The organism is Pantoea sp. Cy-639 (genome assembly GCF_011752525.1).
Classification (GTDB): Bacteria; Pseudomonadota; Gammaproteobacteria; order Pseudomonadales; family Pseudomonadaceae; genus Aquipseudomonas.
The window spans coordinates 32,599-54,543 of the sequence record NZ_VWXI01000018.1; the positions used below are offsets into that span (position 1 = coordinate 32,599).

General features: G+C 64.7%; 23 protein-coding genes. 14 read left to right on the forward strand and 9 right to left on the reverse strand.

The features are described 5' to 3' along the window. Positions 1-179: 179 nt before the first annotated feature. From F3J43_RS23860 to F3J43_RS19915, 4 genes are all read right to left on the reverse strand, one after another. Positions 180-455 (reverse strand): PI-PLC domain-containing protein, encoded by a 276-nt coding sequence (locus F3J43_RS23860; RefSeq protein ID WP_205297989.1) that lies wholly within the window; start codon positions 453-455, stop codon positions 180-182. Positions 456-545: 90 nt separating this feature from the next. Next, positions 546-3,410: a class I adenylate cyclase gene (locus F3J43_RS19905; protein ID WP_166890774.1), complete on the reverse strand. Its 2,865-nt coding sequence runs from the start codon at positions 3,408-3,410 to the stop codon at positions 546-548. 187 nt (positions 3,411-3,597) lie between these two features. Next, complete coding sequence (locus tag F3J43_RS19910; protein ID WP_166890777.1) at positions 3,598-3,843, reverse strand: TIGR02647 family protein; 246 nt, start codon at positions 3,841-3,843, stop codon at positions 3,598-3,600. Positions 3,844-3,894: 51 nt separating this feature from the next. Then, a complete protein-coding gene (locus tag F3J43_RS19915) occupies positions 3,895-4,197 on the reverse strand; it encodes a hypothetical protein (protein ID WP_166890780.1) in 303 nt (100 codons plus the stop codon). A 146-nt stretch (positions 4,198-4,343) separates the two neighbouring features. On the opposite strand from F3J43_RS19915, the gene F3J43_RS19920 reads away from it, so the two are divergent. Next, positions 4,344-5,003: a glutathione S-transferase gene (locus F3J43_RS19920; RefSeq protein ID WP_166890783.1), complete on the forward strand. Its 660-nt coding sequence runs from the start codon at positions 4,344-4,346 to the stop codon at positions 5,001-5,003. 84 nt (positions 5,004-5,087) lie between these two features. Here F3J43_RS19920 and argH read toward each other — a convergent pair whose 3' ends face one another. Beyond that, entirely contained in the window at positions 5,088-6,482 is a 1,395-nt protein-coding gene (gene argH / locus F3J43_RS19925; protein WP_166890786.1) for an argininosuccinate lyase, read from the reverse strand. Between the two features lie 286 nt (positions 6,483-6,768). On the opposite strand from argH, the gene F3J43_RS19930 reads away from it, so the two are divergent. The 7 genes from F3J43_RS19930 to rsd all read left to right on the forward strand — a co-directional run bounded on the left by F3J43_RS19930 (position 6,769) and on the right by rsd (position 13,132). Continuing rightward, entirely contained in the window at positions 6,769-7,515 is a 747-nt protein-coding gene (locus F3J43_RS19930) for a LytR/AlgR family response regulator transcription factor (protein ID WP_166890789.1), read from the forward strand. Positions 7,516-7,620: 105 nt separating this feature from the next. Continuing rightward, on the forward strand, positions 7,621-8,562 hold the full coding sequence (gene hemC / locus F3J43_RS19935) for a hydroxymethylbilane synthase (protein WP_166890792.1): 942 nt from the start codon (positions 7,621-7,623) through the stop codon (positions 8,560-8,562). Then, positions 8,559-9,326, forward strand: a complete 768-nt coding sequence (locus F3J43_RS19940; RefSeq protein WP_166890795.1) for a uroporphyrinogen-III synthase — start codon at positions 8,559-8,561, stop codon at positions 9,324-9,326. The genes hemC and F3J43_RS19940 overlap by 4 nt, the downstream gene beginning before the upstream one ends. A gap of 46 nt (positions 9,327-9,372) precedes the next feature. Then, on the forward strand, positions 9,373-10,473 hold the full coding sequence (locus F3J43_RS19945; protein WP_166890798.1) for a uroporphyrinogen-III C-methyltransferase: 1,101 nt from the start codon (positions 9,373-9,375) through the stop codon (positions 10,471-10,473). After that, on the forward strand, positions 10,470-11,708 hold the full coding sequence (locus tag F3J43_RS19950; RefSeq protein ID WP_166890800.1) for a heme biosynthesis HemY N-terminal domain-containing protein: 1,239 nt from the start codon (positions 10,470-10,472) through the stop codon (positions 11,706-11,708). The genes F3J43_RS19945 and F3J43_RS19950 overlap by 4 nt, the downstream gene beginning before the upstream one ends. 213 nt (positions 11,709-11,921) lie before the next feature. Next, positions 11,922-12,428 (forward strand): disulfide bond formation protein B, encoded by a 507-nt coding sequence (locus F3J43_RS19955; RefSeq protein WP_166890803.1) that lies wholly within the window; start codon positions 11,922-11,924, stop codon positions 12,426-12,428. Positions 12,429-12,658: 230 nt separating this feature from the next. Then, on the forward strand, positions 12,659-13,132 hold the full coding sequence (rsd, locus tag F3J43_RS19960) for a sigma D regulator (protein ID WP_166890805.1): 474 nt from the start codon (positions 12,659-12,661) through the stop codon (positions 13,130-13,132). Position 13,133: 1 nt separating this feature from the next. Here the strand turns inward: rsd and F3J43_RS19965 are convergent, their stop codons facing one another. After that, entirely contained in the window at positions 13,134-13,799 is a 666-nt protein-coding gene (locus F3J43_RS19965; RefSeq protein ID WP_166890810.1) for an FKBP-type peptidyl-prolyl cis-trans isomerase, read from the reverse strand. A gap of 222 nt (positions 13,800-14,021) precedes the next feature. Here F3J43_RS19965 and F3J43_RS19970 point away from each other — a divergent pair, with 222 nt between their 5' ends. Continuing rightward, the gene (locus F3J43_RS19970; RefSeq protein WP_166890813.1) at positions 14,022-14,993 is read left to right on the forward strand and encodes an AlgP family protein; all 972 of its coding nucleotides are present in this window, start codon (positions 14,022-14,024) and stop codon (positions 14,991-14,993) included. Here F3J43_RS19970 and F3J43_RS19975 read toward each other — a convergent pair. Continuing rightward, positions 14,969-15,448, reverse strand: coding sequence for a TIGR02444 family protein (locus tag F3J43_RS19975; RefSeq protein ID WP_166890816.1), 480 nt, complete (start codon positions 15,446-15,448; stop codon positions 14,969-14,971). The two genes, F3J43_RS19970 and F3J43_RS19975, sit on opposite strands and share 25 nt — an antisense overlap. 50 nt (positions 15,449-15,498) lie before the next feature. Between F3J43_RS19975 and F3J43_RS19980 the strand changes: the two genes are divergently transcribed. After that, positions 15,499-17,409 (forward strand): ATP-binding cassette domain-containing protein, encoded by a 1,911-nt coding sequence (locus F3J43_RS19980; RefSeq protein ID WP_166890819.1) that lies wholly within the window; start codon positions 15,499-15,501, stop codon positions 17,407-17,409. A gap of 182 nt (positions 17,410-17,591) precedes the next feature. Next, a complete protein-coding gene (locus tag F3J43_RS19985; RefSeq protein WP_286184855.1) occupies positions 17,592-18,218 on the forward strand; it encodes a LysE family transporter in 627 nt (208 codons plus the stop codon). A gap of 54 nt (positions 18,219-18,272) precedes the next feature. Here the strand turns inward: F3J43_RS19985 and F3J43_RS19990 are convergent, their stop codons facing one another. Both F3J43_RS19990 and F3J43_RS24370 read right to left on the reverse strand, forming a co-directional pair. Then, on the reverse strand, positions 18,273-19,025 hold the full coding sequence (locus F3J43_RS19990) for a slipin family protein (protein WP_166890825.1): 753 nt from the start codon (positions 19,023-19,025) through the stop codon (positions 18,273-18,275). A 2-nt stretch (positions 19,026-19,027) separates the two neighbouring features. Next, positions 19,028-20,377, reverse strand: a complete 1,350-nt coding sequence (locus F3J43_RS24370; RefSeq protein WP_166890828.1) for an NfeD family protein — start codon at positions 20,375-20,377, stop codon at positions 19,028-19,030. Between the two features lie 96 nt (positions 20,378-20,473). Here F3J43_RS24370 and F3J43_RS20000 point away from each other — a divergent pair, with 96 nt between their 5' ends. From F3J43_RS20000 to F3J43_RS20010, 3 genes are all read left to right on the forward strand, one after another. Next, positions 20,474-20,932 carry an aminoacyl-tRNA deacylase gene (locus tag F3J43_RS20000; RefSeq protein WP_166890832.1) on the forward strand — a complete coding sequence of 153 codons (459 nt, stop codon included), beginning with the start codon at positions 20,474-20,476 and terminating at the stop codon, positions 20,930-20,932. A gap of 61 nt (positions 20,933-20,993) precedes the next feature. After that, entirely contained in the window at positions 20,994-21,236 is a 243-nt protein-coding gene (locus tag F3J43_RS20005; protein WP_166890836.1) for a DUF2789 domain-containing protein, read from the forward strand. Between the two features lie 69 nt (positions 21,237-21,305). After that, the gene (locus F3J43_RS20010; protein WP_166890839.1) at positions 21,306-21,944 is read left to right on the forward strand and encodes an NADH:ubiquinone oxidoreductase subunit N; all 639 of its coding nucleotides are present in this window, start codon (positions 21,306-21,308) and stop codon (positions 21,942-21,944) included. The last annotated feature ends 1 nt before the right edge of the window (position 21,945 follow it).

Below are 21,945 nucleotides of genomic sequence, written 5' to 3' on the forward strand. Positions count from 1 at the left end.
TCGGGGGTCATGATGCTCTTGTTGTACTTGGCGCACTGGATCGATCTCAGCGGTAGGCGGAACGGTTTTCGGCAGCGACTTCGTCCATCAGTCGTCGAACGCATGGAGGTCCAGCACGATGATTTCCCTGGCGTTGGCAGGGTTTTCCTAGAACGCCTGGAGTGCCATGACGACATCTATCAGACTGTGCGGCCCGAGGAGGTCAGGTGGTACAGCTGGTAGCGTTCAGGTTGGTCAGGTGCGAATGAGCGATGTACTCGCACACGCAGGTCCAGCACGCGGATGCCGCTGCGGATCTGCTCGATGCACGGCACATCCTGGGTGACTTCCTGGGGGATGTTGAAGCCGGGTGCCAACTTGTCCATGCCGGAGTCGTGGCTGCCTGGCAGGATCAATTGGTCAATGCGCAGGCGCCCAAGCTCCGGGTGTGCGGTCATCCAGTTTTCGTTGTTCATGTTGCGCTCCTTATCAGGTTGGAGCGCGTAGGATGCGTCCTACATTTTCGATCCGGGCAGCAGGAACGAGTTCTTCCATGGGAAGCCTTTTCAGGGCTCGAAGGTTGCCTGCAAGCGTTCCAGGCCGTCGTTGAGGGCCTGCTCCAGCTGGCGTTTGTAGCGCAGGTAGAGGCTGGTCGAACCGGGCTCGTCGCCTAGCAGTTCAGAGAGGTCCAGGTCGGTGATGTAGCAGCGGTAGTTTCCGGCGCTCTGCCGTTGGCGCAGGATCTGCTGGGCAACCGCCGTATACAGCTGCTCGCCATGCTCGAGTTGGGAAAACTCCTGCTGGTCGCAGTACAGCGTGACATGCACCTCGTTGCCCACCCCTGCCTGGAGGATCGCCTGGACCGCGTAGTAGGGCTGGTTGTGGCTGTCCTGCGGGGCCTGGCGTGGCTCGATGGCGCGCGCCTTGCCACTGCCTGACGGCAGCAACTGGCTGTAGTTCAGCGCCAGCGAGGCCTGCGCCAGGTTGTCCAGCGGCAACTGGGCATCGCGGCGCATCAGCATCGACTGCAGGAAACGCTGCAGCGGCAGCAGCAGGTGGCGTTCATCCTGCAACGGCAAGCGCTGCTGCCACAGGGCGTTGTGTTCATCCAGCACATAGAGATCGGCCCAGCCGTCGTACAGGCGGTAGAACACTTGGATGGCATCCGGCTCGCCCTGGGCCAGGACCAGCGGCAAGTCGCCATCCTGCAAGGCGTTGTCATCCAGATGCAGCGGGCTGTAGAAGCTGCGCTCCTCGCCCAGCATGGCCAGGACCTGATCATGGTCGGCGAAGCTGGCGAGGGTCACCTGTCCCGGGATCAGTTCCAGCACATGGATATGCTGGGCCACTTGCAGCAGGTAGCGGTGGACGTGGTGTTGTCCGAGCAGCGACTGGGTGGTCTCGAAGATTTCCTCGACCCGTTGGCTGATGGCCTGGGCGCGGTTGTGGCAGTAGCAGCGTACCTTCAGACGCGGTCGCTGGCTGCGCTGGCCCAGGCTGTTGAGGAAGTCGCGCAGGCAGCGTACCAGCGCATGCTCGCCGTCGTAGCGCTGGACCAGCACTTCGTTCCAGCTGTTCAGGGTGATCTGGTCGAGAGTCAGTACCAGGTTTTCGCGTACCCCGGCATAACTCAGCGAGTCGGTGCGCTCGGTGGTCATCAGGATGTTCAGGTCACGGTGGTGGCGCAGCGGATCGACACCGACGTTCACCAGCAGCAGGATCTCGTCGGCGACGCTCGGTTGCAGCAGGCGTACCTCGCTGACTGTATCCAGCGGTAATGGAATGCTCTGCTGCAAGCTGGCCAGCAGGTTGAACAGCTCGAACTCGCTCAGGTCGCTGGCGCCGGGGTGCAGCGCCAGACGCGTGCTGCTGTCGATCACGCCGTTGCGGTGTGCCCAGGCCAGGAGCTCGAGCAACTCGCGGCAACGCTTGATCGGGCTGAAGTGCTCCCACTCGTGCACGCCCAGATTGCCGTTGTACAGCCCCCAGTGATGAGCGCCGGGCTCCTTGCGGTTGGGCGAGTGGACCAGGGTGAGCGTGTCCTCGGCCAGGTCCGGCGCGATCCCCGGGTTGATCACTTCGATCTTTCCTGCGCGGCGCTCGAAGGCCGCATAGAGTCTGCGCCCGAGCACATTCAGGTCGCGTTGGTCGGCCCGGCTGCTGGCGTTCTGGCGGCGGGCGAATTCGGTGAGGAAGCGGTAGCTGTAGTTGAGTTCGGCCACCAGTTCACGGCGCTCCACCGCCACCTGGCGCACCTTCCACTGGCTGCGGCTGTCGAGCAGCGCCAGCTGGCGTTCGTCCCAGCCCCACTCGTCGGTCAGTCGAGCCAGCAACCGCCGTTGCCAACCGCCATTGCGCGTACGCGCCGTATCGCCAAGTTTCTTGTTGACCTTCAGGTAGAGGCTGCGCCGCACCAGCTCCAGACGTGCGCTTTCGCCACGTTGGCGCAGGTACTGCTCGATCCGCCGATAGACCATGACATACGGGTCGAGCTCGTCCAGCTCCAGGCAGTTGGCGAACACCGCCTGCTTGTAGTCCAGGCTCAGGCAGCGAACATCAGGGTGCTCGCTGGCGTAGACCTCGGTGAGCAGCAGCTTGAGCAGCGATTTGTAGGGCGAATCGATACCTTTGAACAATTGCCAGAGCCCGGCGCCGACGAATTCGCCCGGTGGAACATGGGCCAGGTGGCCGAGATCGAGGCCGTCCTGGGGGCGGATGAAGCGCTTGGACAGCAGGGTCTGGGTATAGCGTCGGTAGTCGTGTTCCTGATAGACCGGCACCAGCCACCACAGCGGGGTTCGGCCAGCCAGCCAGATGGCGGTGCGGTAGAACTCGTCGAGCAACAGGTAGTGCTGGGTGGTGCCGCAATCGTCCGAGCTGAGTTGGCTGTCGCGTTCACCCTCGACGAAACCCTGTGGCTCGATCAGGAAGAAATGCGCCTCGGCTCCTTGGCTGGCGGCCCAGGCTTCCAGTAGCTGGCATTTGCGTCGCAACTCGCCGAGCGCTTGTTCGCCCAGATCGGGCGCATGACATACCCACAGGTCCATGTCGCTCTGCTCGGCCTGGGCCAAGGTGCCCAGGCTGCCCATCAGGAACAGGCCATGGATCGGTTGTGGCGGATTGCCGTGGCGGGCCTTGTAGGTGAACGAACGAGTCAGGCGCTGGGCTTCGGCCAGCAGTTCGGTGGCGGGCTCGAATCCTGTGATCCCGGCGGGCGTGGTGCCGGAGACGTAGCCTGGCAGTAGCGGATGGTTGACATGGAAGAACAGCGGCAACAGCGTCAGGACCTGTTGCTGACGGGTGGACAGCCCCTCCAGCGCCCGCTCCAGGCGACCCTGGCTGATCTTCAGGAAGCGTGCGCGTAGCTTCGACAGTTCCTTGCGGTCGATGCCTTGGTCAAGATCGGGGCGGATTTCATGGGGGTGGTTCATTGCGCACTCAGGCAGGCCGGGGGGCAGTGGCGAGTTTAGCCTGAGTGGCGCGGTCGGATAAGGGGTTGATGGATTTTTGACGTCAGGTTGCAGGCGCCTGTGTCGTCATCAACTTTCGCAGGCACCTGCTTCGGCCCCGCAGGCGCGAGCCTTGCTGGCGAAGCAGGCGATGCGATACGGGGTGAACTCAGGCCGGCTGAGGCGTTTTCAGAACCCTGAGCAGCAACTGCACACTCTCTGCGGCATCGTTGCCCAGGCTGGTGAGGTAGCCGCCGTCGGGCTGGTCAGTGAGGCCTTTGTCATGCAGGCGCTTGGCTGCGGCAACCAACGCAGGGGAGGCGTCGCTGCACACCTTGATGCCTTCCTGGTGACTGTCCAGGTTGAACTGGGAGAGCACTTCCAGTTCGGCGATCAGTTCGGGGTTGAAGGGCATGGGCTACTCCTGACTTCGAGACGAGGATGGAAGTCAGGAGTGTAGTCAGGTTTATTCGATGTCGCCTTGATCCGCCTCAGGTGGCAGCTCCGGCAGGGCACGCAGGGCGGCTTCGTACCATGCGGTGTCGAATGCACGGTCCTCGTCGAGCATGGCGTCGATCTCGACGGCCAGCACATGGGCCATGAGGTTGAGGATGTCCTCGCGCGCGTAGCCGACCAGGGTCAGCTTGTTGAAGGTGGCCTTGGCCGCCGCGGGTTCGCCGCTTTCGATCTGGTTCTCGACCGCCTGGATGAGGGTCGCTTCGGTGAATGCCTCTTCGTCGTTGCTGTCGATGTCGTCGTGCTCGCTCATGGCGGTGCTCCTGTGGTGAGGCGCACAGTGTGCCATGCCTGCCTCGGCGATGCCTGCTCATCGACGCCGGTCATGGCGCTGGCCTTGGCCTGGGAACGGGTCTATAACAGCCGAGCCAACCCCTCACGGCCCTGGAGGCTGCCTCAATGCTCAAGCTTCATGGATTCGCGGTCAGCAACTACTACAACATGGTCAAGCTGGCGCTGTTGGAAAAAGGCCTGCCGTTCGAGGAGGTACTGTTCTTCGGCGGTCAGGTGCCACAGGCGTTGGCCATCAGTCCACGCGGCAAGGTGCCGGTGCTGGAGACCGAGCAGGGCTTCATCAGCGAGACCGGGGTGATCCTCGACTACATCGAACAGACCCAGCCGGGCAAGGCGCTGCTGCCAACCGATGCCTTCGGCCAGGCCAAGGTGCGCGAGCTGCTCAGGGAGATCGAACTGTACATCGAGCTGCCGGCGCGTACCTGTTACGCCGAGGCGTTCTTCGGCGCGGCGGTGGAACCGCTGGTCAAGGAACGTGCCCGTGCGGACCTGCTGGCGGGCTTCGCCACCCTCAAGCGCAATGGCAAGTTCGCGCCGTATGTGGCGGGTGAGCAGTTGACCATCGCCGACCTGATGTTCTGCTTCTCGGTCGACCTGGCCTGCGCGGTGGGCAAGAAGGTGCTGAACGTCGACTTCCTGGCGGACTTCCCGCAGGCGGCGGCATTGCTGGAGAAACTGCAGGGTAATCCACACATGGCGCGGATCGTGGCGGACAAGGACGCAGTGATGCCGGCGTTCCTGGAAATGGTCAAGGGCAAGCGCTAACGCTGTAAACGAGCGCGGGGCAAGCCCGCTCCCACGAGCCTTGTCCAGGCCTTGTGGGAGCGGGCTTGCCCCGCGAGGGCGTGATCAGCGCGAAGCCAGCAGCGCCTGGCCGCGAGTCACCGCCGCGCGCACCTGCGCCGGTGCGGTACCGCCGATATGGTTGCGGGCGTTGACCGAGCCTTCGAGGGTCAGCACGGCGAACACGTCCTGCTCGATCTGGTCGCTGAACTGGCGCAGCTCGTCCAGGCTCATCTCGGCCAGGTCCTTGCCGGTATCCACGCCGTACTTCACCGCGTGGCCGACGATCTCGTGGCAATCACGGAAAGGCAGGCCGCGGCGCACCAGGTAGTCGGCCAGGTCGGTGGCGGTGGAAAAACCACGCAGCGCCGCCTCGCGCATGATGGCGTGCTTGGGCTTGATCGCCGGGATCATGTCGGCGAAGGCGCGCAGCGAGTCGCGCAGGGTGTCGGCGGCGTCGAACAGCGGTTCCTTGTCTTCCTGGTTGTCCTTGTTGTAGGCCAGCGGCTGGCCTTTCATCAGGGTCAGCAGGCCGGTCAGGGCGCCGAACACGCGGCCGCTCTTGCCACGCACCAGCTCCGGTACGTCCGGGTTCTTCTTCTGCGGCATGATCGAGCTGCCGGTGCAGAAGCGATCGGGCAGGTCGATGAACTGGAACTGCGCGCTGGTCCACAGCACCAGCTCTTCGGAGAAGCGCGACAGGTGCATCATGGCGATGCTCGCGGCGGCGCAGAACTCGATGGCGAAGTCCCGGTCCGAGACGCCGTCCAGCGAATTGCCGGCCACGGCCTCGAAGCCCAGCAGCTTGCAGGTCAGTTCGCGGTCGATCGGGTAGGTGGTGCCGGCCAGCGCGGCGCTGCCCAGGGGCATGCGGTTGGCGCGCTTGCGGCAGTCGACCAGACGCTCGTAGTCGCGGCTGAGCATTTCGAACCAGGCCAGCAGGTGGTGGCCGAAGGTCACCGGTTGGGCGGTCTGCAGGTGGGTGAAACCGGGCATGATGGTTTCGGCTTCGCGCTCGGCCTGCTCCAGCAGGCCGCGTTGCAGGCGGGTGATCTCGGCCAGGATCAGGTCGATCTCGTCGCGCAGCCACAGGCGGATGTCGGTGGCGACCTGGTCGTTGCGGCTACGGCCGGTGTGCAGCTTCTTGCCAGTGATGCCGATGCGGTCGGTCAGGCGCGCCTCGATGTTCATGTGCACGTCTTCCAGGTCGACGCGCCAGTCGAAGCTGCCGGCCTCGATTTCGCCCTGGATGGTCTTCAGGCCGTCGATGATCGCGTCGCGCTCGGCGGCGGTGAGTACGCCGACCTGCGCCAGCATGGTGGCGTGGGCGATCGAACCCATGATGTCGTGGCGGTACAGGCGCTTGTCGAAATCGACCGAAGCGGTGAAGCGGGCGACGAAGGCGTCGACGGGCTCACTGAAGCGGCCGCCCCAGGACTGATTGGTCTTGTCGGTGCTCATGGATTCACTCGTTGAAGGCGTGAACGGAAAAGTGCCGCCGATCATAGCAGGGTTGCACCCGCCACCGCAGGGCGGCGGACGAGAGAATCAGGGGGGAAACGGATTCAACGATTGAACGGCAGTGTTCCACGGAGCGTCTACAGTTGGACAAAGGATTGGCAGCGAATCTGCCAGGACAGTGAATCTTTGGCCTTCGCACCGGTCTGTAGCGTGACCGCGATTTCGGTCACCCCACACTTGTCTACGCTATACCTGTGCGAGACTCACTCAGGAATCCAGCGCAATTATGAATGTCCTGATCGTTGATGACGAACCCCAAGCCCGCGAACGCCTGAGCCGGCTGCTCGGCGAGCTGGAGGGCTACACCGTGATGGAGCCCAGCGCCACCAACGGCGAGGAGGCCCTGGCGCTGATCGAGAGCCTGCGTCCCGACGTGGTGCTGCTCGACATCGGCATGGCCGGCCTCGACGGCCTGCAGGTCGCCGCCCGGTTGTGCGAGCGCGAAGCGCCGCCGGCCGTGGTGTTCTGCACCGGCGACGACGAATACGGCAGCCAGGCCTTCAGGGACAGCACCCTGAGCCATGTCGAAAAGCCTATCCAGGCCCAGGCCCTGCGCGATGCGCTGCGTCGGGCCGAGCGCCCCAACCGGGCTCAGCTCGCGGCACTGACCCGCCCCGCCGGCGACAACGGCGGCGGGCCGCGAAGCCATATCAGCGCGCGAACACGCAAGGGTATCGAGCTGATTCCCCTGGGGCAGGTCATCTATTTCATTGCCGATCACAAATACGTCACCCTGCGCCACGAGTCGGGCGAAGTGCTGCTCGACGAGCCGCTCAAGGCATTGGAGGACGAATTCGGCGACCGTTTCGTGCGCATCCACCGCAACGCGCTGGTGGCCCGTGAGCGTATCGAGCGCCTGCAGCGCACGCCGCTGGGGCATTTCCAGCTGTACCTCAAGGGGCTCAATGGTGACGCCTTGACCGTCAGCCGGCGCCATGTGGCGGGTGTACGCAAGATGATGCAGTCGCTCTGAATCGGGTGGCCCGGCCCTTGGCAGAGAGGGTGGATGATCTGGGTCTGCTGGCGACACTGGCGGAGCTGTTATCATCGGCGGCATTTCCTTGTATCGGGGCGTTTCATGTCCACTCGCGAAATCCGCATTGCCACCCGTAAAAGTGCCTTGGCCCTATGGCAGGCCGAATACGTCAAAGCCCGCCTGGAACAGGCGCATCCGGGCCTTCGGGTATCCCTGGTGCCGATGGTCAGCCGCGGCGACAAGCTGCTCGACGCGCCGCTGGCGAAGATTGGCGGCAAGGGTCTGTTCGTCAAGGAGCTGGAAACCGCCCTGCTCGACAACGAGGCCGACATCGCCGTGCATTCGATGAAGGACGTGCCCATGGACTTCCCTGAAGGCCTGGGCCTGTACTGCATCTGCGAGCGCGAAGATCCGCGCGACGCGTTCGTCTCCAACACCTTCGCAAGCCTCGAAGCGTTGCCGGCCGGCAGCGTCGTCGGCACCTCCAGCCTGCGCCGCCAGGCTCAACTGCTGGCGCGCCGTCCCGACCTCGAAATCCGTTTCCTGCGTGGCAATGTCAACACGCGCCTGGCCAAGCTCGACGCCGGCGAATACGACGCCATCATCCTTGCCGCTGCCGGCCTGATTCGCCTGGGCTTCGAAGACCGCATCACCTCGACCATCGGCGTCGACGACAGCCTGCCGGCCGGAGGCCAGGGGGCGGTGGGTATCGAGTGCCGCAGCGCCGACAGCGAGATCCATGCGCTGCTGGCGCCGCTGCACCATGTCGATACGGCCGACCGGGTAGTGGCCGAGCGCGCCCTGAACAAGCGTCTGAATGGCGGCTGCCAGGTGCCGATCGCCTGCTATGCGGTGCTCGAAGGCGAGCAACTGTGGCTGCGCGGCCTGGTTGGCCAGCCTTCCGGTGGTACCCTGCTGGTGGCCGATGCCCGCGCCCCGCGAGCCAGTGCCGAGGCGTTGGGTGTACAGGTGGCCGAAGCCCTGCTGGCCCAAGGCGCGGAGGCAATTCTCAAGGAAGTCTACGGCGAGGCCGGTCACCCGTGAGCCACTGGCGCCTGCTGCTGACCCGCCCCGAAGAGGACTGCGCGGCACTGGCGCAGTCGCTCGCCGCGGCGGGCATCGCCAGCGCCAGTCTGCCGCTGCTGGCGATCGAGCCCTTGAGCCTGGGTTCGGCGCAACAGCAGTGCCTGCAGCTTCTCGGGCAGGCCCAGGCACTCATCGTGGTGAGCAAGCCCGCGGCCCGGCTGTTGCTCGAGCAACTCGATCGTGCGGGTATCGAACCACCCTCCACGGGCTGGTTCACCGTGGGCGAGGCCACCGCGCGGGTGCTACAGGAGCGTGGGCTTTTGGTGACTTTCCCTACAGCCGGTGATGACAGCGAGGCCTTGCTCGAGCTACCAGGATTGCGCGAGGCTGCCGCGTTTCCTACGGCTCGCGTCGTCATTGTCCGTGGTGAGGGGGGGCGCGAATTGCTGGCCGAGCGTCTTGCAGAGCAAGGTGCTAGTGTCGAATATCTGGAACTGTACCGTCGTTGCCTGCCGCAATACCCGGCCGCCAGGTTGCCCCGGCTGATCGACGGGGAACGCCTCAATGGCCTGGTGGTCAGCAGTGGGCAGGGGCTCGAGCACTTGCACCGCCTGGCGGGCGAGGACTGGCCTCGGCTGGCGCGCTTGCCGCTGTTCGTGCCTAGCCCGCGGGTCGCCGAGCAGGCCCGGGCCCTGGGGGCCCTTCAGATTGTGGATTGCCGTGGCGCCAGCGCCGCGGCCTTGCTGGCAGCTGTGCAGCGAAGCGCTGCACCTGCCCCTTAAGGCGCTAAGCTAGAGAGCGATGCGCCCCCATGCAAAGGATGGATACGTGAGCGAAACTGTCTTGCCCAACACTGAACAGCCCGCGGCCTCCGAGGCGCCGCAAACCTCCACCGCCAAGCCTGAGCGCCGTTCCGGCAATGGCCTGGCGCTGCTGGCCCTGCTGCTGGGCGCCGCCGGCGTCGCGGTGGGCGGCTGGGGCGTCTGGCAGGTGCGCCAGTTGCAAGGCAGCGAGCAGGGGCAGAGTGAGCACCTGCAGGCGCTCAACCAGCGTGCCGATGCCTTGCAGCAACGCGAGCAGCAGATCAGTACGCAGCTCGCCAGTCTGCCGGCGGCCAGCGAGCTGGAAGATCGCCGCCGCCTGGTGGCGCAGTTGCAGGGGGATCAGCAGCGGCTGAGCCAGCGACTTGAAACCGTGCTGGGCGAAAGCCGCAAGGAATGGCGCCTGGCCGAGGCCGAGCACCTGCTACGTCTGGCTACCCTGCGCCTGTCGGCGTTGCAGGACATCACCAGTGCCAAGGCCCTGGTCGAGGGCGCCGACGAGATTCTGCGCGAGCAGAGCGACCCGGGCGCGTTCGCCGCCCGTGAACAACTGGCGCGCAGCCTCGCGACCCTCGGCAACACCCAGCAACCGGATCGTACCGGGCTGTTCCTCAAGCTTGCCGCCCAGCGCGAGCTGGTCCAGCAGCTCAGTGCCCAGTCCCCGGAGTTCGACGGCAAGGCCGACGCCCTGGGCGCCCTGACCGCCGATGGCGATGGCGCCAGCCGCTGGTCGCAGTGGTGGGCGGAGATCTCCAAGTACTTCCAGATCGAATTCAATGCCGACGACAACGTACGCCCATTGCTTTCGGGGCAGTCGCTCAACCAGCTGCGCCTGGCACTCAGCCTGACCATCGAGCAGGCCCAGTGGGCCGCGCTCAATGGCGAGGCCAAGGTCTATACGCAAGCGCTGGATGATGCGCGCAGCGTGTTGCTGGCCAACTTCAATGCCGACAACCCGCAGAGCAAGGCCATGCTCGAAAGCCTCAACCAGCTTGCCGAGCAACCGGTGTCGGTGGTGACCCCTGACCTGAGCGAGAGCCTGGCGGCAGTGCAGGCTTATATCCAGCGCCGCCACTTGCCGGCCCAGGCCGAGGGAGGCAAGCCATGAAGCGTGCCTACCTGTTGGCGGTGCTGGCGATCGTCATCGCCGCGGCGCTGGGTATCGCCATTGCCAAGCACAGCGGCTACGTGCTGATCGCCTATGGCGGTTTCCGCTACCAGTCGGGCCTGTGGGCGGCACTGGGGGCGCTGGTGGGTATCGTCTTGCTGCTATTGCTGCTGCGTTATCTGGTCGGCCTGGTGCTGACTTCCACTGGCGTGGTCAACCCTTGGTCCAGGCGCAACCGTCGTCGTCGCACCCGTATCGCCGTCGAGCAGGGCCAGTTGGACCTGGCCGAGGGACGTTGGGGCAGTGCCCAGCGCCATTTGCAACGGGCGGCCGAAAATGCCAGCCAGCCACTGCTCTACTACCTTGGTGCGGCCCGTGCGGCCAATGAGCAGGGACGTGTCGAGGAGCGGGACAGCTTGCTCGAGCGGGCACTGGAGCGCCAGCCGCAGGCCGAACTGGCCATTGCCCTGACTCACGCCCAGTTGCAGATGGATCGCGGCGAGAGCGAAGGAGCCCTGGATGCCCTGCAAGCCATGCAGGAGCGCCATCCCAACAATGCCCAGGTGTTGCGTCTGTTGCAGCGCCTGCATCAGGACCGCGGGGATTGGCCCGCGCTGATTCGCCTGCTGCCGGACCTGCGCAAGCACAAGGTGTTGCCGGCCAGTGAGCTGGCCGATCTGGAGCGGCGGGCGTGGGGGCAGAACCTTGGCCTGGCGGCTACCCGTGGCGATGACCCGCAGACGGCGCGTCAGGCGCTGGAGCGGGCCTGGCAGCAACTGACCAGTGCCCAGCGCCAGGAGCCGCAACTGGTACTGGCCTATGCCGAGCAACTGCGCCAGGCCGGGGCCCAGGCTGATGCCGAACAGGTGCTCAGGGCGGCACTCAAGCGTGATTATGAAAGCCACCTGGCGCGGCTGTACGGTCTGGTGCAAGGCGAGGACCCGGCGCGTCAATTGCAGACTGCCGAAGGATGGCTCAAAGCACATCCGCAGGACCCTAGCCTGCTGCTTACCCTTGGTCGCCTGAGCCTGCAGAACCGTCTCTGGGGCAAGGCTCGTGACTACTTCGAGAGCAGCTTGCGCCTGGAGCGCAATCCTGAGGCGTGTGCCGAATTGGCGCGTTTGCTGGCGGGCTTGGGAGAAACCGAGCGCAGCAACCAGTTGTTCCAGGAAGGCCTGGGCATGCTGGATGAGCGTCTGCTGGCGCTGCCCCTGCCGGAAGCCGTGCGCGCCTGATCGGCCCGTGTACAGGGCCCGCTTGCTCGCGGGTCCTGCTTCTCCTGCATACCTGGTCGAAGTATCCTTCGCCCTCGTCGGACGGATCTGACATCGCTCTGTAGCGATTCGTTGTCAATCAGCGACTTGTCGGCATCGTAGTGCCTTGATACAAAGCGCCGCTTTCCTCTACCGTTTCAGTTCACTTTTCCCACTTGCGGACATCATTTGCCCATGTCGCTGGCCTGCCTGCGCAGCTTTTTCCTTCCCGCTTTCCTGGCCTCCATGATGGTCCTGGTGGCGTCTTTTCGCCTGGAGTCGGTCGTTGGCCTGATGCCTTGCGCATTGTGCTTCAGCCAGCGTCTGATGCTGGCGCTCTATGCTGTGGTCTGTCTGCTGGCCATCGTCCACGGGCCGGGAACTGCTGGCTTGCGCCGTTATGCCTGGCTGGCATTGCTGACGGCTCTGGGGGGAGCGCTGCTGGCGGGGCGACATGTCTGGCTGCAAGCCGAGCCACTGGCGCTGGAGGGGTGCCACAGGCCGGTCGGACAACTGCTGCAGCGCCCTCTGGGAGAAATCCTGCATCACTTCCTGCTGGGTAGCCCGGACTGTGTTTCGATCAGTTGGAGCTTCCTCGACCTGACATTGCCCGAATGGAGCCTGCTGGCGTTCCTGCTGCTTGCGGCCTTGCCCCTTGGCTGGCTCGTGGCCTATCGCTTGCGCAACAGCGCGAAGGCTTGATCCAGAACAAGGCGAGCCGGATCGCTCGACCAGTGGCGGGGCACACGGGGATTAAACGCTTGTATGAACTTTGTCTACTGCGTACCTTGATGGGCAGGTCGCGCGGGAATAATCTCCCAGCACGTACACCGAAAACACAACTGCTCGATGCCGTCTGCTGATGTCACCTTTGTGCCACGGACTTGTGTCGCGAGGTGCAGCGGCATTTACCCAGAAGGGAAGAGATCGCCATGCTCGATAGTTGCCAGAACGCCCAGGAACGCTGGGGCGGTGTTCACAAGCTGATCGATCGTTGGCTGGAGGAGCGCCAGGAGCTGGTGCAAGCCTTCCGCGCCTTGCGCGATGCCAGGCCGGCGTTCGCCGACAAGCACAAGAACCGCGATTTCTGTGCGGTGCTGGTCGATTATGTATCAGCCTGGCACTTCGAGGTCAGCGAGCAACTGGTCAGTGAAGCCAAGGCATTTGGTGACACCGGCGCGCTGGAGCTGGCTAAACAGATCAACCCACGTATCGACGACAGCACGCAGATCGCCCTGGCTTTCAATGACCATTGCGAGAAGGGCGAGTGCAAGGATACCGAGCGCTTTGCCGAAAAGCTGGCCAAGCTCGGCGGCCTGCTGCATGAGCGCTTCGAACTGGAGGACTGCCTGATCGAAGTGCTGCACAACGCGCACAAGCAAGAGGACGCCGCGGTGCAGGCCTGATTCAGTCGGCCACCGCGATCAGCTCGATCTCGAATACCAGCGGGGTGTAGGGCGCAATCAGGTCGCCCGCACCGTCGGCGCCGTAGGCCTGCGCCGAAGGGATCACCAGTCGCCATTTCGAGCCCGCCTTCATCCGTGGCAACGCCACCTGCCAGCCTTCGATCACCGAGTCGAGCTTGAACCACTGCGGTTGCTGGTTCTGGTCGAACACCGTGCCGTCCGGCAACTTGCCCACGTAGCGCACCTGCACGCTGCCGCTGGCTTTGGGCTGCGCCCCGGTGCCACTGACCAGCTCGCTGTAGAGAATGCCCTCTGGCAGTTCATGCACTCCGGCACCAGCGCGCTCCGTGGCCATGAAGCGTTTTTCGGCGGTCTGCAGTTTATCGACCTGGGCCTGTTCGGCTGCGGCGTTGGCTTGTTCATCGTGCTGTTGGAGGATGGCCTGCATGCGCGACTTCGCAATGCGTGGCGGTTCACCCTGGTAAGCCTGGCGCAGCCCATCGACCAGGGCATCGAGCTGCAGTCCGGGCACTTCCTGGCGCAGGCGTTCACCCAGGCTGGCGCCCAGGCTGTAGGCCAGGTCGTTGTCGTTGGCTGGGCTGGTTTCGCTGGTGGCCTGGGCGAGCGGGGCCAGCAGGCAAAGTCCGATAAGCAGGTAACGAGGCACGGTCGACTCCTTGCAATGAGGCCGAAGTATGCCAGCCTTGTCGCGCCGACATGTGTAAATATCAGCGCGTTGTTAAGGGGCAACTACACTTGCTCGGTGCTGCAAGATAATAACTTTGCCCAGGCATGCAACGCGGCGTTACTGATACTGTCAACATGCCCTAGCGGCGGTAGCAGCAGAAGCATAGTATGAGCCGCACTCTCGTCAGCCAGGAGGTAAACCATGTCGGCCAAAAAGAAGCCAGTAAGTACGCCGTTGCACCTGCTCCAGCAACTTTCGGGCAGCCTGCTCGAACATTTGGAAGATGCCTGCTCTCAAGCGCTGGCGGATGCCGAGAAACTACTGACCAAGTTGGAAAAACAACGTGGCAAGGCTCAGGAAAAACTGCATAACGCCCGTCTGAAGTTGCAGGACGCCGCCAAGGCCGGTAAAGCCAAGGCGCAAGGCAAGGCGCAGAAAGCCGCCGGCGAACTTGAAGACCTGCTCGACGCGCTCAAGGATCGCCAGAGTCAGACCCGCACTTATATCCAGCAGCTCAAGCGTGATGCCCAGGAAAGCCTGAAACTGGCCCAGGGTGTCGGCAAGGTACGCGAGGCGGCCTCGAAAGCGCTCGACCAGCGTGCCAGTGCGCCGAAGACCGCCGCGAAACCCGCTGCAGCCAAGGCTCCAGCCAAAGCCGCTGCTGGCAAACCCGTTGTGAAGCCTGCCGCAGCGAAGGCGCCGACCAGGACTACCGCCGCCAAACCGGCTGCAACCAAGGCGCCGGCCAAGGTCGCTGCAGCCAAGCCTGCCGCTACCAAGGCGCCGGTCAAGGCCGCAGCCGCCAAGCCGGCTACCAAGCCCGCCGCCAGACCTGCCGCCACCAAGGCCCCGGCCAAGACTGCCGCTGCCAAGCCGGCTGCGAAAGCTGCTGTTAAACCCGCCGTAGCCAAGGCCCCGGCCAAGACCGCAGCCGCCAAGCCTGCCGCGAAACCTGCTGCTGCCAAGACCCCGGCCAAAAGCGCTGCTATCAAGCCGGCAGCCAAACCTGCCGTAGCCAAGGCGCCGGCCAAACCAGCCGCGAAGCCTGCTGCCGCCAAAGCCCCGGCCAAGCCGGCCGCGCCAGTTGCAACTGCGACCGGCACCGCGCCAGCCAGCACCTCGGCAACGGCACCCGCCAGCACCCCGGCTCAGTCGCCTTCCTCGGCCTCCTGAAGCCCACGGGCCGCGACGCGCAGTTGATGCAGCGCGTCGTGGCCCCGTCCTTGGTCCGGTGCCAGCCAGGCCAACCAGTCTTCATCCGTGTCCAGCCCTGTCGGCCAGTCTTGTGCCAACTGCTCGAGACGCTCCAGCAAGGTACGCTCGGCCTGCAATTCCAGACGCTTCACCTGTGCACGCAGTCCGTTCAACTGCGGATCGCCCTGTGCCTGTTCGCGCCATTGCTGGCGCAGTGTGCGTAGTGGTGCGACCACGTCCAACTGCCAGGGGCCGGCCAGCGCATGCAGGGCTTGCCGTCGTTGTGCGTCGGGGGGCACGCCACGTGCCTGCAGCCAGGTACCGCATAGCAGCAGGCAGACATCGGCGCCCAGTTCCTGAAGGGCCAGGCAGGCCGCTTCGACACCTGGCCGTGCGTACAGGGCCAAGGCGTGATTCCACAGGTCGGTGTGCATGGTTTCACTCGCGCCAGTGATCGGCGAAGCTGGTAGACTCCGCGACCATCATGATCAGACTATCGAACCTCACTTTACAGCGTGGTCCACAGCGCCTGCTAGAAGGCGCCGAGATGACCCTGCACACCGGTCACAAGGCCGGCCTGATCGGTGCCAACGGCGCCGGTAAATCCAGCCTGTTCGCCTTGCTGCGCGGCGAGCTTTCGCCTGACGCCGGCGACTGCCAGCTGCCCGGTGACTGGCGCATTGCCCACATGCGCCAGGAGGTCGATACCCTTGACCGCATCGCCGTGGACTATGTGCTCGACGGCGACGCCCGTCTGCGCAAGGTCCAGGCTGACCTGGCCGCCGCCGAGCAGGCCCACGACGGCACAGCCCTGGCGCGCCTGCACAGTGAGCTCGATAGCGCCGACGGCTATACCGCCGATGCCCGTGCGCGCAAGCTGCTGGCCGGCCTCGGCTTCAGCAACGAACAGATGGATCGCCGTGTCGGAGACTTCTCCGGTGGCTGGCGGATGCGCCTGAACCTGGCGCAGGCGCTGATGTGTCCGTCCGACCTGCTGCTGCTCGACGAGCCGACCAACCACCTGGACCTCGATGCCATCCTCTGGCTCGAGGACTGGCTCAAGGGCTACCCGGGCACACTGTTGCTGATCTCTCACGACCGCGACTTCCTCGATGCCGTGGTCGACCATGTGCTGCATGTCGAGCAGCGCAAGCTCAACCTCTACAAGGGCGGCTACAGTGCCTTCGAGCGCACCCGCGCCGAACGCCTGGCACAGCAGCAGCAGGCGTACGAGAAGCAGCAGGCGCAGCGTGCGCACATGGAAAAGTACATTGCCCGCTTCAAGGCCCAGGCCACCAAGGCCCGTCAGGCACAGAGCCGGATCAAGGCCCTGGAGCGCATGGAAGAGCTGTCGGCGGCCCACGTCGATTCGCCGTTCGACTTCGTTTTCCGTGAGTCGGAAAAGATCTCCAGCCCGTTGCTCGACCTGTCCGAGGGCCGTCTGGGCTATGGCGACAAGGCCATCCTCGAGAAGGTCAAGCTGCAGCTGGCCCCGGGTGCGCGCATCGGCCTGCTCGGCCCCAACGGTGCCGGCAAGTCGACCCTGATCAAGAACCTCGCCGGCGAGCTGCAACCGCTTGCCGGGCGCCTGGTGCGTGGCGAGAACCTGGCGGTTGGCTACTTCGCCCAGCACCAGCTCGATTCCCTGGACGACAAGGCCAGTCCGCTGCTGCACCTGCAGCGGATTGCCTCGGCCGAGCGTGAGCAGACCCTGCGCGATTTCCTCGGTGGTTTCGACTTCCACGGCGATCGTGTCGATGAGCCGGTGGTCAATTTCTCCGGTGGCGAGAAGGCGCGCCTGGCCCTGGCGCTGATCGCCTGGGAGCGGCCGAACCTGTTGCTGCTCGACGAACCGACCAACCACCTCGACCTCGAGATGCGCCTGGCCCTGACCATGGCCCTGCAGGAGTTCGCCGGTGCCGTGGTGGTGGTCTCCCACGATCGTCATCTGCTCAAGAGCACCACCAACGACTTCTTGCTGGTAGCCGATGGCAAGGTCGATACCTTCGATGGCGACCTCGACGACTACAGCCGCTGGCTGGTCGAGTATCGCCAGCGCAGCGCGCCGGCCAGCAATGCGCCGGCCAACCCCGACAAAACCGACAAGAAGGCTCAGCGCCAGGCCGCCGCGGCCTTGCGCCAGCAGTTGGCGCCGCACAAGAAGGCCGCCGACAAGCTGGAAAGCGAGCTCAACCAGGTGCATGCGCAACTGGCCGAGATCGAGTCCGCGCTGGGTGACAGTGGTCTCTACGAGGCGGCGCGCAAGGACGAACTGCGCGACCTGCTGGCTCGCCAGACCAAGCTCAAGCAGCGTGAAGGCGAACTCGAGGAAGCCTGGATGGAGGCCCTGGAAACCCTGGAAAGCATGCAGGCCGAGCTCGAGGCGCTGTCCTGACCGAGACGTCGGCCAAGCCAGTCAATGCCATTGCGGGGCAAGCCCTCTGCCACAGCCATCGTGGGAGCGGGCTTGCCCCGCGATGGTTTTGCCAAGGCCACGCAAAAACCGCTGGTCATTTTTTCATCAGCACCGTAGCTTAACGTTTTGCAACAAATGCTCGAGCGAGGTGTGCGATGTCGATGGAAACATGGTTGGCCTTCTTTGCCGCGTGCTGGGTGATCAGCCTGTCGCCGGGCGCCGGGGCCATTGCCTCGATGTCCAGCGGGCTGCAGTACGGATTCTGGCGTGGTTACTGGAATGCCCTGGGCCTGCAGTTGGGGCTGATCGTGCAGATTGCCGTCATCGCCGCAGGTGTCGGCGCCATCCTCGCCGCTTCGGCCACGGCCTTCCAGGTCATCAAGTGGTTCGGCGTCGCCTACCTGATCTACCTCGCCTACAAGCAATGGCGGGCGTTACCCATGGACATGAGCGATGAGTCCGGGGTGCGGCCCATCGGCAAGCCGCTGAGCCTGATGTTCCGCGGCTTCCTGGTCAACGTCAGCAATCCCAAGGCCTTGGTGTTCATGCTTGCGGTACTGCCGCAGTTCATCAACCCGCACCAGCCGCTGCTGCCACAGTACCTGGCGATCACCGTGACCATGATCAGCGTCGACCTGCTGGTGATGGCCGGCTACACCGGGCTGGCTGCGCGAGTACTGCGCCTGCTGCGTACACCGAAGCAGCAGAAACGCCTGAACCGTACATTCGCCGGGCTGTTCATCGGTGCCGCGACCTTCCTCGCGACCTTGCGCCGCGCGCCTATCTGACGCAAACCATGCCCCGCAGGAGCCCGATGCCTGGTTTCTGCGAGGCATGTCGTTTCAGCGTTGCTTGTCGACCAGCCCCTTGAGCAAGTCCACCGGCAACGGGAAGACGATGGTCGAAGTCTTGTCCCCGGCGATCGACCCCAGCGTCTGCATGTAGCGCAGTTGCATGGCGCCAGGCTCCTTGCCCAGCATCTGCGCGGCCTGCATCAACTGCTCGGACGCCTGCAACTCACCCTCGGCGTGGATCACTTTGGCCCGGCGTTCACGCTCGGCTTCGGCCTGGCGCGCGATGGCCCGGACCATCGACTCGTTGAGGTCGACATGCTTGATCTCGACATTGGCCACCTTGATGCCCCAGGCGTCGGTCTGCGCGTCGAGCACGGCGCGAATATCGGCGTTGAGCTGCTCGCGCTCGGCCAGCAACTCGTCCAGCTCGTGCTTGCCAAGCACCGCGCGCAGGGTGGTCTGAGCCAACTGGCTGGTGGCGACGAGGAAGTCCTCGACCTGGATGATCGCCTTCTGCGGGTCGAGGACCCGGAAGTAGAGCACAGCGTTGACCTTGACCGAGACGTTGTCGCGGGTGATCACATCCTGCGGGGGCACGTCGAGCACCACGGTACGCAGGTCGACCCGCACCATCTGCTGCACGCCTGGGATAAGGATGATCAGCCCGGGTCCCTTGACTTGCCAGAAGCGTCCCAGCTGGAACACCACGCCGCGCTCGTACTCGCGCAGGATGCGCAGCGCCGACAGCAGTACCAGCGCCAACAGCACCAGCAGGGTACCGAAACCGAATTGCATGAACATCTTCATTCTCCTTGCGCCGTTGGTGGCATGGCGCTGACTTCCAGGATCACGCCGTGGCGGGCGGTGATACGCACAGGCTGGCCCGGCAGCAATGGCGTCGCGCAGCGCACCTGCCACTGTTCGCCCTGGGCCTGCACCGAGCCACAGAATGGGTTGTCCGCTTGTACCTGGGTGACGGTTACCAGGCTGCCGACCAGCCCGGCGTCGCCACTGACCAGCGCCCGTCGCCGCGCCTTGAGTGCCATGCCCAGCAGGCCGCCAAGCAGCAGCGCCGAGACCACCGCCAGGGTGACGATCAGCGCCAGTGGGATGCCAAAACCGGGGGCGTCGGTGTCCATCAGGATCACCGCGCCAGCGATGAAGGCGATGATGCCGCCGAACCCGACCACGCCGAAGCTGGGCAGGAACGCCTCGGCGACCATGAACGCCAGCCCAAGCAGGATCAACGCCACGCCAGCATGGTTGACCGGCAGCATCTGCAGGCCATACAACGCCAGCAGCAGACTGATGCCGCCGATCACGCCTCCGGCGCCGGAGCCAGGATTGATGAATTCGAACAACAAGCCGTAGACGCCGATCATGATCAGGATCAGCGCCACGCTGGGGTTGGTGATGACGCTTAACAGGCGCGTGCGCCAGTCCGGCAGATGCTCGATCACGGTGGCGCCGGCGGTATGCAGCACCAGCGGCTGTCCGGCGACGACCAGGGCACGGCCATCGAGCTGGCGCAGCAGCTCGGGCAGGTCGCCGGCGATCTGGTCTATCACCTTCAGGCGCAGGGCTTCGCTGGCCGACAGGCTCACCGCTTCGCGCACGGCCTGCTCTGCCCAGTCGGCGTTGCGCCCGCGTAGCTGCGCCAGGCCACGGATGTAGGCTGCCGCATCGTTGATCTGTTTGTGGGCCAGGGTGTCGTCGGCGCCAGACATGGGCTTCTGTTCCTTGCCAGGCATGCCGGGCACGCCGAGCTGCACGGGCGTGGCGGCGCCGAGGTTGGTGCCTGGCGCCATCGCTGCCACATGGCTGGCATAGAGGATGTAGGTCCCGGCGCTGGCTGCGCGAGCGCCACCAGGGGCGACGTAGGTGGCCACGGGAACGGGGCTGGCGAGGATGGCCTTGACGATCTGGCGCATGGCGCTGTCCAGACCGCCGGGGGTGTCGAGGCGAATGACCACCAGTTGTGCACCCTGTGCCTTGGCCTGCTCCAGCCCGCCGAGCAGGTAGTCGGCGCTGGCCGGGCCAATGGCGTCGTCGACACTCAGCAACCATACGCTGGCGCCGGGTGCGCCCAGGCCCGCCGGGGCCAGGCCCAGCATCAGCCACAGCAGCCACCAGCGCGCGCCACGTGCGATCACCTGTCGTCACCTCGTCGGTACCTGTTCCTGAAGTTTAGTCGTGGCTGTCGCCATGCGGCCTAAACTTCTCAGTGGGGGCTAAACCGGAGGTGCACCATGCGTATGGCCAAGACCCTGAAGCAGCGCCTGGACCAGGCCAACTGCGACTACGACATCATTCCCCATCCACATTCGGCCACAAGCCTTGAGTCGGCGCGTACGGCCGGCGTGCCGGCCGAGCGGGTCGCCAAGTCGGTGGTGCTCGACGACCGCCATGGCAACTACATCATGGCCGTGCTGCCAGCCAGCCGGCACCTGGACATGACCGAAGTCCGCATGACTGGTGCCTGGCAACTGACCCGCGAGAGCGCCTTGCCGAGCCTGTTCGGCGATTGCGAGCGCGGCGCGGTACCGGCACTGGGTGACGCCTACAATATCCCGATGCTGCTGGACCGCACGCTGACCCGCCAGGGCGATGTCTACTTCGAGGCGGGTGACCACGATCACCTGATCCACATGAGCATGGAGCAATACTTGAAGCTGGTACCGCACGCCGAGGTGCGCGAGCTGTGCTGATGACCATCAACCATTGCCGGGCCGGCGTCGTGGACGATCGGCCCGGGCCAAGGAGCGAACCATGGAAGCGCCGATCCACAAGTTTTCCGAACTGTTCAAGCAACTGGGCCTGGCGGACGATCCTGTCGGCATCGACCAGTTCATCACCAGCCATTCCCCGCTCAAGTCGGAGGTGAAACTGGTAGATGCGCCATTCTGGAATGATGCCCAGCGGGCCTTCCTGCGCGACAGCATCGGTGACGATGCCGATTGGGCGGAGCTGTTCGACCAGCTCAACGAAGCCCTGCGCCGCCCCCGTAAATAAAGCGCCGAGCGGCACCTGCCAGCGGGTGGGCCATTGCTATGCTCAGGAGAAACAAAAGGGGATGGCGCGATGAAAGATCCCTACGCACCGGGTTTCTGGTGCACCGTGACGATCCTGGGCACCCTGACCGTCGGCTACTTCTACGGTATTCGGCACACTCAGCACATGAGCGAGGCCGTGCAGTTTCTCTATGCCGCCGCCGCCGTGACCGCGGCGGTGGCGTTGTGCGGCCTGGCGTGGGTCGCCTGGGAATACCTGCGCTTGAATCGCCGTGAGGTGGCGCAAGGGCGCACGTTGCTGACCATCTGGAACACCAAGGTCGCCCTGCGCCGGGTCGAGACCGTGTTCGACCGTTACTTCTGGGGCAGCTACTGGCATTCGGGACGGACCTTCGAGGAGGTCATGGGCGAGCTCAAGGGCACGCCGCTGGAGCAGAGCCTGGATGCGCTCAAGCGTCAGTGCCGGGAGCTCGATCGGGAGGTCCACGACCATCATCACCATTGGCTGGCCAATGCCCGTGACCTGTCCAGCGTGGCCACGGCCATGGCGCGCGAGCGCTACCAGCTGGACCTGTGCGATGCGCCGGCGCGCGACGGTGGCAACACCGCCGTGCTCAACCGCGACCTGGAGGTGCTGGTGTATACCTGGTCGGCACGCCTGCGCAGCTTCGACCATCAGTTGGACGAGCTCGAGCGCGCCTACCATTAGC